Origin of the sequence: Labilithrix sp., assembly GCA_019637155.1 — a bacterium.
Classification (GTDB): Bacteria; Myxococcota_A; Polyangia; order Polyangiales; family Polyangiaceae; genus Labilithrix.
In genome coordinates this window covers 452,749-462,159 of record JAHBWE010000006.1, presented here as the reverse complement: position 1 = coordinate 462,159, position 9,411 = coordinate 452,749, and the positions used below count along the sequence as shown (strand labels likewise).

12 protein-coding genes are annotated in these 9,411 nt (G+C 71.3%); 3 read left to right on the top strand and 9 right to left on the bottom strand.

The window, feature by feature from the left end:
• Positions 1 to 656 (top strand): hypothetical protein (locus KF837_15600; GenBank protein ID MBX3228744.1); only part of this gene is annotated, 656 nt, incomplete at its 5' end.
• A gap of 5 nt (positions 657 to 661) precedes the next feature.
• On the opposite strand, the gene KF837_15595 is transcribed toward KF837_15600, so the two are convergent.
• From KF837_15595 to KF837_15565, 7 genes are read right to left on the bottom strand one after another with little or no spacing between them, the layout of a single operon-like run.
• A complete protein-coding gene (locus KF837_15595) occupies positions 662 to 1,027 on the bottom strand; it encodes a Rieske 2Fe-2S domain-containing protein (protein MBX3228743.1) in 366 nt (121 codons plus the stop codon).
• A complete protein-coding gene (locus tag KF837_15590; protein MBX3228742.1) occupies positions 1,028 to 1,684 on the bottom strand; it encodes an LON peptidase substrate-binding domain-containing protein in 657 nt (218 codons plus the stop codon). It lies immediately after the preceding gene.
• 7 nt (positions 1,685 to 1,691) lie between these two features.
• Positions 1,692 to 2,375 carry an SDR family oxidoreductase gene (locus tag KF837_15585; protein ID MBX3228741.1) on the bottom strand — a complete coding sequence of 228 codons (684 nt, stop codon included), beginning with the start codon at positions 2,373 to 2,375 and terminating at the stop codon, positions 1,692 to 1,694.
• 34 nt (positions 2,376 to 2,409) lie between these two features.
• Positions 2,410 to 2,967, bottom strand: coding sequence for a GTP cyclohydrolase I (locus tag KF837_15580; GenBank protein ID MBX3228740.1), 558 nt, complete (start codon positions 2,965 to 2,967; stop codon positions 2,410 to 2,412).
• A 6-nt stretch (positions 2,968 to 2,973) separates the two neighbouring features.
• The gene (locus KF837_15575; GenBank protein ID MBX3228739.1) at positions 2,974 to 3,414 is read right to left on the bottom strand and encodes a DUF2203 domain-containing protein; all 441 of its coding nucleotides are present in this window, start codon (positions 3,412 to 3,414) and stop codon (positions 2,974 to 2,976) included.
• Positions 3,415 to 3,430: 16 nt separating this feature from the next.
• On the bottom strand, positions 3,431 to 4,600 hold the full coding sequence (locus tag KF837_15570; GenBank protein ID MBX3228738.1) for an FtsX-like permease family protein: 1,170 nt from the start codon (positions 4,598 to 4,600) through the stop codon (positions 3,431 to 3,433).
• Positions 4,601 to 4,634: 34 nt separating this feature from the next.
• Positions 4,635 to 4,946 (bottom strand): hypothetical protein, encoded by a 312-nt coding sequence (locus KF837_15565; GenBank protein MBX3228737.1) that lies wholly within the window; start codon positions 4,944 to 4,946, stop codon positions 4,635 to 4,637.
• 120 nt (positions 4,947 to 5,066) lie between these two features.
• On the opposite strand from KF837_15565, the gene KF837_15560 reads away from it, so the two are divergent.
• The gene (locus KF837_15560) at positions 5,067 to 6,347 is read left to right on the top strand and encodes a trypsin-like serine protease (protein ID MBX3228736.1); all 1,281 of its coding nucleotides are present in this window, start codon (positions 5,067 to 5,069) and stop codon (positions 6,345 to 6,347) included.
• A gap of 5 nt (positions 6,348 to 6,352) precedes the next feature.
• On the opposite strand, the gene KF837_15555 is transcribed toward KF837_15560, so the two are convergent.
• Both KF837_15555 and KF837_15550 read right to left on the bottom strand, forming a co-directional pair.
• A complete protein-coding gene (locus KF837_15555) occupies positions 6,353 to 7,306 on the bottom strand; it encodes an ABC transporter permease (GenBank protein MBX3228735.1) in 954 nt (317 codons plus the stop codon).
• On the bottom strand, positions 7,303 to 7,812 hold the full coding sequence (locus KF837_15550) for a hypothetical protein (protein ID MBX3228734.1): 510 nt from the start codon (positions 7,810 to 7,812) through the stop codon (positions 7,303 to 7,305). Before KF837_15550 ends, KF837_15555 begins: the two co-directional genes overlap by 4 nt.
• A 65-nt stretch (positions 7,813 to 7,877) precedes the next feature.
• On the opposite strand from KF837_15550, the gene cysS reads away from it, so the two are divergent.
• Positions 7,878 to 9,407 (top strand): cysteine--tRNA ligase, encoded by a 1,530-nt coding sequence (cysS, locus tag KF837_15545; protein MBX3228733.1) that lies wholly within the window; start codon positions 7,878 to 7,880, stop codon positions 9,405 to 9,407.
• Positions 9,408 to 9,411: the final 4 nt, after the last annotated feature.

Here is a 9,411-nt window from a genome sequence, read left to right as displayed (position 1 = left end):
CGGGCGGCCGCGGCGGCGACGACATCCCGATCGGCGGCGGCAACAACGGCGGCGGCGCCGCGGGCGGCGCGTGCGCCGACACCACGCTGCGCCTCCTCACCGGCGGCTCCGGCGGCGCGGGCGGCGACGACGGCGGCGGGTTCACCGGCGTCCTCGGCGGCGGCGGAGGCGGCGCGCTCCAGATCTCCAGCGCGGGTTCGATCGTGCTCGGCGGCGTCATCACCGCCGGCGGCGGCGGCGGTCGAACTCCGGTCGGCAACCGGCGCGACGGCGCCGGCGGCGGCTCCGGCGGCGGGATCTACGTGGAGGCTCCGTCGATCGACCTCTACGCGGCCGAGCTCTATGCCCACGGCGGCGGGGGCGGCTCGAGCGCGGCCGGCACCGGCAACGGCTGCAACGGCGGCGAAGCGGAGGACGGGCGCGCGGACATGACGCCGGCGCGCGGCAGCCGCTGCGCGCGCGGCTGGGGCGGCGACGGCGCTCCCGCCGCGAGCCGCAACGGACGCGCGCCCGACCTCGGCTTCCCGGATCACGGCGGCGGCGCGGGCGGAGGCGGCGGCGGCTTCGGCCGCATCGTGATGGCGTACGCCGTCACGACGAACATCGCGAAGCAGGTGAGCCCGCTCGCGACGAACGCGACGCTCCTCATGAAGTGATCGCCTCAGCCGATCGACAGCGCGAACGTGTCGTAGACCGCGACCTCGTCGCCTTCGATCCGCGCCTCGTAGACGCGCTGATCGCCGCAGAGGCCCTTCGGGCGATCGAGGTGGCCGGTCTCGAGGTCGAACGCGTACGCGTGCATCGGGCACACGACGCAGCGACCTTCGAGCCAGCCCTCGGCGAGGCTCGCGCCGGCGTGGTTGCACGCGTCCTCGATCGCGTAGACGTTGCCGTCCGCCCACGCGACGAGCACGTCGAACGGCGGATAGGTCAGGCGCACGAGCTCCTTCTCCTTGAGCTCGGCGAGCGGGATGCGCCCGACCTCCTTCTTCGGCGCGTCGGCGATGAGCATTGCGTCGAGGAGCATTCAGTTGAGGAGCGAGCCGACCGCGTCGCCGAGCATCGCGCTGTGCTGCACCGCGAGCTGGTTCGTCACCATGCGCACGCGCTTCAGCGGATCGACCTGCTCGAGGATCGCCTGCCGGATCGCGGGGTCGACCACGAGCTGAAAGGCGCACGCGTCGGCCATGCCGCTCGCGTCCGCGTCGCGCGGGAGGCGGAAGGTGAAGGTCGGGTCGTGCTTCTTCACCTCCGACGCGAACATCGACGCGGCGGCGAGGAGCGCGCTCGCCTCGTGATCGCTCACCGGCACGGACGGCTCGTTGATGAGCGTCGCCCGCGCGCGCTTGTACGGGTAGCGCGGCGGATCTTCGAACACGAGCTCCTCGAGGCGCACGCGCGCGCGGCCCGCGACGACGATGTTCGAGCGCCCGTCCGCGAGCTTGTGGTGCTCGGTGATGAAGCCCGCGCCCGCGTACTCGTTGATGCGGTCCCCACCTTTGCGGTCGAGCTGCGCGATCACGATCGCGCGGTTCGACGCGAGGCAGTGCTCGAGCATCGTGCGGTAGCGCGGCTCGAAGATGTGGAGGGGGAGGTGCGCGTGCGGAAAGAGGACGATCTGCGGAAGCGGGAAGACCGGCACTTCCTCCAAAATCGCGTCGTCGATCTCCAAGAGGTCTTGCATCGCGTGCTCAGGGTCCGAAGGCGTCGACACAGCTTCCGTTCATGGCGTTGGGGGCTTCGAGGGAGAGCCAGGCCACGATCCGCGCGACGTCTTCGGGTTGCATCGCGGGAGCGAAGCCGCTCCCCTTCAGCATATCCGTGTCGACGGATCCCGGCATCACGCACATTGCCTGGAGTCCCGTACCGCGGAGCTCCTCGGCGAAGGACTTGACGAAGCCCACCGTCCCCCACTTCGACGCGCAGTAGGCCGCGAGGCGGGGGGTGCCGAGCGTCCCCGAGATGCTGCCGATCGCGACGAAACGGCCGCGCTTCGCCTCGAGCATTTTCGGCAAAAACGCGCGAACCGCGAGGAAGAGGCCCTTCAGGTTGACGTCCAGCTGCTCGTCCCACTGCGCCTCGGTGGTGTCGAGGATGGAGCGGCGATGGACGACGCCGGCGTTGGGGATCACGACGGTGGGGACGCCGAGCTCGGCGACGATCCGGCGGGCGGCCGCCTCGACCTCGTCCGCGCGGGCGGCGTCGCAGTGGACCGCGAGGGCGCGACGCCCCCGCGCGCGAACCTCGTCCGCCACCGCCGCGAGCGCGGCCTCGTCCCGCCCGAGCGCGGCGACGTCCATCCCGCGCGCGGCGAGCTCACTCGCGATCGCGCGCCCGATCCCCCGCCCCGCCCCAGTCACGACCGCCACGCTCACGCGCCACCCCCGACGCGAACGCGTCCGCCGACGGTCACGCGCCGACTCCGAGGGCGCGGTGGGCCTCGCTCACGCGATCGGGCGGGCCGCGCAGGGCGACGGTCTCGACCGTGGTCCCGATCGCGCGCTCGCCGCGGGCGATCATGCAGCCGTGCGCGAGCACGAGGCGGCAGCCGACCCAGTCGGGGCGGAGGCACGCGTCGAGGTCGTCGACGACGCCTTCGCCGATGTGCTCCTGCAGCGCGAGCCTCCGCGCGTGCGCGTCGACGAGCGCGGCCACCGCGCCGAGGCCGATCGCGCGCGTCGTCGCCTTGAACGCGACGGTCGCCCTCCCCATCGACGGGAGGAGGTGATGCGGGCACGTCGTCGTCACCGCGACGTCGCGCACGACGACGAGCGAAGGCCGGCTCACGTCGATGACGGCGCCCTCGACGAGCGCCTTCGTGTCGACCGCGTAGCCCGCGCAGAGGTCCTCGGCGAACATCTGCGCGACGCGCTCGCCGGTGCCGGCCGTCTCCTCCGACGCGACGCCGAGCGCTCGAAGGAAGGCGTCGATCGCGGCGGCCGCCGCCTGGCGATCGGGCGTCGTCATCGCGACCTAGTTGAGGAGCCGCTGCCGCATGCTCTGCGCGATCGGCTTGCGGTTGGAGAAGCCTTCTTCGAGCGCGTGGTAGTGGTTCACCGCGTCCTCGCCGTACTTCCAGCAGAGCCAGACGAGCTTCCCGTCGACGTTGCCGTAGAAGTCGAGGAGCCCGCTCCGCGCGTCCTTGAGCACCGCGCCCATCTCCTCCACCTCGCGCCAGCCCGCGCGGTACTCCTCGATCTGGCGGACGAGGTCGCGCTTCATCTCGCGGATGTTCGTCGGATCGGCGGGGTCGAGCACGATGCTCTCCGGCACGTCCCCGAGCTCGCGACCGAGCTTCATCAAGAGCGCCTCGATCGCGGAGCGCCGTTCGAGCTGACGCTTCACCACCGGCGCGAGCTTCGGGACGAGGTCGTTGACCTCCTCCAGCGTGAACACGCGTGCGTCGAAGCTCACCACGCCTCTCAGCTTATCACGAGCGCATCGACTCGAGGGGATCGGCGGTCGCGGCGCGCCACGCGGGCACGATGCTCAGCAGCACGAACGGGCCGAGGATCGCAGTCGTCACGCCGAGCAGCTCCGCGACGTCGACCACGGGCGTCAGCGCCGAGCGCGGATAGAGCACGCTCCACCCCACGAGCGCCGGCCGGAGCCCAGGCGCGCCGAGCCAGTAAACCCAGGCGTAGCCGAGCAAGAGCCCGAGCGCGGTCGCCGCCGCGCCGACGAGGATCGACTCCGAGAGCTTCGCCCACAAGATGTCCGCGGTGGACCAGCCGACCGCCTTCAGGATCGCGATCTCGCGGCGCTCGTCGGCGCCGAGGCCGCTCGCGCGATCCCACGCGAGGACGAGCAACGCGAGGATGGCGGGGATCGACGCGCCGAGCACGAGGCCCGCGCGGCGGCCGTAGGCGAGGTGATAGACGCGCTCGAGGAGGTCCCTCTCGATCACGCGCGCGGCCGGGATGCGCTCGAGGATCGTGCGCGCGACGACGCGGGCCTCGGCCGGGTTCGCGAGCGTGACCGCCACGTCGGTCGCCTCTCCGTCCGGCACGCCGAGGAGCGCGCGCGCGTCGTCCTCGTCGCAGACGATGACGTCGGCGGTCCAGAGATCGAGCGACGAGCGGAAGGTGCCGACGAGCTTCATCGCGTGCGCGCGCGGATCGGCCGACGGCAGGCCGAGCTCGTCGCCGGGCAACATCCCGAGGAAGTGCGCGAGGTCGACGCCCGCGATCATCTCGTGCTGCCCCGGCGTCACGTCGCGACCGTGCTCGAGGACGCCGTTCGACTGCGAGAGCGCGGGCGCGCCCTTCGGCGTCCCGACGATCGTGACGTTGCCCTGCAGCGCCGGCAGGAACACGTAGCCCCAGACGCGCGGCACGGCGCTCCGCACGGAAGGGATGTCGCCGAGCTTCGCCGCCTCCGCCGCGCCGATCGTCGACGGCCGTCCGCCGACGAGCTTCTGCACGACGACGTCGGGCTGCGCCGCGCGCGCGCGATCCGCCTCCGCGCGCAGCGACTCGGTGAGGAACAACACGGAGGCGATGAGCGCGACCGCGAACGCGAGCCCGCCGCCGAGCGCGAACGATCGCGCCTTCCGCCGCCCGAGCGCACCCAGCGCATACGCGAGGAGCGAGACCTTCATCGCCCCGCCCCCGCGCGGAGACGCGTCGCTCGGCTCACTTGCGGGCCTCTGGCCAGGCGCCGACGGGAGGCGCCATCGCGCCGCCGGCGGGATCGGGGTCCGGGATCGCGGGGCCGTCGGCGAACGCCGCGGACGGCTCTTCGAGCGAGGGCGCGCGGAGCCAGCGCGCTCCGCCGGAGAGCGCGAGGTCGCTCGTGGGGAGGCGCACCGCGAGCGCGTCGACCGCGGGCTGCTGGGCGCGGCTGGCCGCGCGCCGGCGAGACGCGTCGAACGAGAGGACGGCGACGACGACGACGGGGCTCGCCAGCAGGGCGAACGCGATCTTCCGGGCCCGCGCGTCGATCATCCGGACCCACGCTATCCCCCCTGAAATTGCTCGAGAAGTGCAAACGTCTCAATCCCCTCACCGGCGTTGCGCCGCGCGATTTCGAGAGTAGGAACCGCCTTCCTTTTCGGAGGTGTGCTCTTGGCTCGTTCCGCGTTCGTCGTCCTCGCAGTCCTGGCCTCGGTCTCCACCGCTGCGTGCACCGCCGCGACCGAGGAGGCGGAGACGGCGATCGACACGAACGAGAGCGACATCCAAGGCGGCGTCGACGCGCTGAACGCCGAGTTCGACTCGATCGGCCAGCTCGCGTTCCGGAGCAACACCGCCTCCTCGAACTGCACCGGCGCGCTCATCGCGCCCGACGTCGTCCTCACCGCGAAGCACTGCGTGATGGACAAGCCCACCGTCGAGGGCTCCGGCTACCGCATGGAGCGGGGGCGCGTGTTCTTCCTCCTCGGCCCGAACGCGCGCCGTCCGATCGCCGCGATCGAGGTGGAGTCGGTCGAGGTCGCGCCGCTCTTCCGCGGCGGCTACACCGGCCTCGGCTCCGACGTCGCGCTCTACCGCCTCAAGCAGGCGGTGCCGGCGACGATCGCGAAGCCGCTCCCGATCGCGCCGAACCCGCCGCGCGCGGAGGACCTCGGCGCGCCGTTCATCGCGATCGGCTACGGCACGCAAGACGCGATCGGCACCTCGAGCACGCGCAAGATGGGCACGGTGCGCCTCGGGGCGATGACCGGCGCGCCGGCCAAGGCCGCGTTTCCGACCGCCGACGCGTACGTCGAGGCGCAGAAGAACATGTTCGGCGCGAACCCCACCCCGGAGCAGCTCGCCGCCCTCCGCGCGCGCTACGAGGTCCCGCTCTCGGACGACTACGAGGTCTACGTCGGCGCGCCCGCGACGCAGGGCGAGGTCCAGGTCTGCCACGGCGACTCGGGCGGTCCCCTCCTCCGCCGCGAGAACGGCCAGCTCGTCATCTACGGCGTCGCGTCGACCACGTTCGGTCAGACCGGCCGCCTCTGCCGCGACGGCGGCATGTACGCGACGTTCGGCGCGATCACGCGCGAGCTCCTCGCGAAGGCGATCGGCGACACCTGCGCGCCGGAGGGCGCGTCGACCAAGCTCGCGTGCGGCCTCGACGCCGAGCCGGCGACCTGCGCGATGCTGGACGGCGCCGGCTCGGCCGAGACCTCCGCCTACGTGCAGTGCCTCGGGAACAGCTGCTGCTCCGAGGCGACCGCGTGCTTCGGCGATCCCGAGTGCTCCGCGCTCTCGAACTGCTTCCGCGACTGCGCCGCGGCCGGCACCGACGCGGCCGCGACCTCCGAGTGCAGCAACGCCTGCTACCGCGCGCGCGCCGGCTCGTACGTGAAGTACACCGCGTACCAGACCTGCGCGCGAAAGAGCTGCGCGACGCCCTGACCGGCTCACGAAGCCTGGAAGAACATGAACAGCTTCGTGAGGACGAAGTCGGCGATCAGGATCGTGATCGACACCGCGACCACCGTGCGCGTCGTCGAGGAGCCAACGCCCTCGGTGCCGCCGCTGGTGCGCAGCCCGAAGTGGCAGCCGACGATCGCGATGATGTAGCCGAACACCGGCGTCTTGAGGACGCCGACGAAGAAGTCCGAGATGCGCGTCACCTCGAGCGACGAGGTGACGAAGAACGTCGGCGTGACGTCGAACTGGAACCAGCAGACGAGGATGCCGCCGAGGATGCCGAGCATGAGCGCGTAGACGCTCAAGATCGGCATCACCACGATCGCGGCGAGCATGCGCGGGAGCACGAGCTTCTTCGCGGGGTCGGCGCCGAGCGCGCGGATCGCGTCGACCTGCTCCGTCACGTTCATCGCGCCGACCTCGGCCGCCATGCCGCTGCCGATGCGTCCGCCGACGATGATCGCGGTGAGCGTGGGCGCGAGCTCGCGGCAGAACGAGAGGACGACGACGCGCGGGATGTACTCGAGCCCGCCGAAGCGCTTCAGGCCGAAGGCGAACTGGATCGTCATGACCATGCCGATGAACACCGAGGTCACGGTGACGATCCCCATCGATCGGACGCCGAGCGACTCCATCTGCTGGATGGTGGAGGCGATCTCGAACGGCCGACGGAAGATCGAGCGCGTCGTACGGACCGTGAGCTCGGCGACCTCGCCGAGGTGCTCGATGAAGTGCTTCCAGCGATCGGCGTGATACTCCGCGAACGTCGGCTCCGGCGGCGGCGGCGGAATCGAGAACCCACGCGTGAGACTGTCCGGCCCTCTTTCAACGTCGGGGGCTCTGCTCCCGACACCCCCGCCCCCGACACGGCCCTCGCGCGGCGCGCTCGGGTCGCTTCGCGACCGCTGTGACGGCCGCTTCGGGGGCCCGTGCTCCGTCATACGAGGCCCGATCCCGGCAGGGTCCTGAAGGCGCGGACGAAGGACTCGAAGGCGGGGGCGCCGGCGTCGAAGCGGTCGGGCGCGCCGATGTAGACGAAGTCGTAGGTGCAGCCGTCCTTCGAGAGGACGAAGACGTCGGCCTTCATCGGCACGCCGTCCCACTTCGCGCGGAGCACGGTGTGGAGCGCCTCGCGTCCGTCGAACGGCTCCGGCTGCTGGCTCTCGTAGTCGCGCTCCGTCGAGCCGATCACGAGCTGGTTCGTGAGCGCGACGAGCGGCGTGCGCTGGTCGGCGCCGCGGCAGCGCGCGTTGACGAGGATCGACGCGTGGTTCACGTCGTCGCGCCACGCGAGGCTCGCGTCGCTCACGTCGAGCCGCGTCCACCCCGCCGGCGCCGCCGGCAACGTGAAGGCGACGGGGCCCTTGCGGTAGGTCGTCCCGTCGAACGACGCCGCCGGCCCAGCACACGCGACCGCGAGCCACGCGACGACGACGGCGAAACGCATGGGCCACCGAAATAGCACTTTTCCGAGCAAACCTGCGCTCCGCGCCATAGATTACTGGGCCTCCGATGCCGGTGCGCCTCTACAACACGCTCACGCAGAAGGTCGAAGACTTCGTGCCGCTCGTCCCGGGCAAGGTGAAGCTCTACGTCTGCGGCATCACGGTCTACGACCTCGCCCACGCCGGACACGGCCGGACGTACACCACGTTCGACGTGCTGGTCCGCTTCCTCCGCGCGCGCGGGTTCGAGGTCGAGCACTGCCAGAACGTGACCGACGTCGACGACAAGATCGTGAACCGCGCGAAGGAGCGCGGGGAAGATCCGCTCGCGCTCTCGAAGCGCATGGGCGACCTCGCCGACGAGCACCTCCGCGCGATCGGCTGCCTGAAGCCGACGTACATGCCGCGCGTGTCGACGACGATCGGCGGGATCGCGAAGATCACGCAGACGCTCATCGACAAGAGCCACGCCTACGTCGCCGAGACGCCGGTGGGCAAGGACGTCTACTACGCCGTCCGCAGCTACGACGGGTACGGCAAGCTCTCGCGCCGCAACGTCGACGACCTCCGGAGCGGCGCGAGCGAGCGCCTCGCCGAGAACGCGGACGAGGTGAAGAAGGACCCGCTCGACTTCGCGCTCTGGAAGGGCCAGGCGAAGGACGCCTTCGGGTTCGACTCGCCGTGGGGCCACGGGCGCCCGGGGTGGCACATCGAGTGCTCCGCGATGGCGAACGAGGTCCTCGGCGAGCAGATCGACATCCACGGCGGCGGGATGGACCTCATCTTCCCCCACCACGAGAACGAGGTCGCGCAGAGCGAGGCCGCGAACGGCAAGCCGTTCGCGCGCTTCTGGATGCACGGCGGCTTCCTCGAGATCGACAAAGAGAAGATGGCGAAGTCGCTCGGCAACTTCGTCACGATCAAGGACGTCCTCGAGAAGAACGATCCCGAGGCGTACCGCTACTTCATCCTCGGCACGCACTACCGCGGGCCGCTCTCGTTCGACGTCGACAAGGCCGGCGACCGCGTCACGTTCCCCGGCCTCGACGAGGCCGAGCGGCGCATGGATTACTTGTATTCCACACGTGATGCGCTGGTCGCCCTCGCCGGCGACGCGGAGCCCGAGGCGAGCAACGTGCTCCAGGGCCAGCAGGCGATCGTCGCCGAAGCGAAGGAGAAGGTCCTCGAAGCGTTGGACCGCGACCTCAACACGCCGGTCGCGCTCTCGGTCCTCGCCGACCTCGGCAAGGCGATGAACGAGATCGCGATGCAGGCGCCGAAGATGAAGAAGGATCCGGCGAAGCACGAGGCGGTGCGGAAGCTCGCGGCGGCGGCGGTGAAATCGCTCCAGGCGGCGACGGCGCCGCTCGGCCTGATGCAGGCGTCGTCCGCGGACTACTGGGCGCGCACGAAGGAGCGCCGCCTCCGCATCCGCGGGCTCGACGCCGCGAAGATCGACGCCAAGATCGGGGAGCGCGCGGAGGCGCGCAAGGCGAAGGACTTCGCACGCGCGGACGCGATCCGAAAGGAGCTCGCCGACCTCGGCGTCGAGGTGTTCGACGCCGGCGACGGCAGCTCGTGGAAGGTCACGATCTGAGCCG

Coding starts and splice junctions, on each gene's coding strand:
- KF837_15595 (MBX3228743.1), bottom strand. CDS start 1,027: ATGCTCCTCGACGCAATGCTCATCGCCGACGCGCCGAAGAAGGAGGTC.
- KF837_15590 (MBX3228742.1), bottom strand. CDS start 1,684: ATGCAAGACCTCTTGGAGATCGACGACGCGATTTTGGAGGAAGTGCCG.
- KF837_15580 (MBX3228740.1), bottom strand. CDS start 2,967: ATGACGACGCCCGATCGCCAGGCGGCGGCCGCCGCGATCGACGCCTTC.
- KF837_15570 (MBX3228738.1), bottom strand. CDS start 4,600: ATGAAGGTCTCGCTCCTCGCGTATGCGCTGGGTGCGCTCGGGCGGCGG.
- KF837_15565 (MBX3228737.1), bottom strand. CDS start 4,946: ATGATCGACGCGCGGGCCCGGAAGATCGCGTTCGCCCTGCTGGCGAGC.
- KF837_15555 (MBX3228735.1), bottom strand. CDS start 7,306: ATGACGGAGCACGGGCCCCCGAAGCGGCCGTCACAGCGGTCGCGAAGC.
- KF837_15550 (MBX3228734.1), bottom strand. CDS start 7,812: ATGCGTTTCGCCGTCGTCGTCGCGTGGCTCGCGGTCGCGTGTGCTGGG.
- cysS (MBX3228733.1), top strand. CDS start 7,878: ATGCCGGTGCGCCTCTACAACACGCTCACGCAGAAGGTCGAAGACTTC.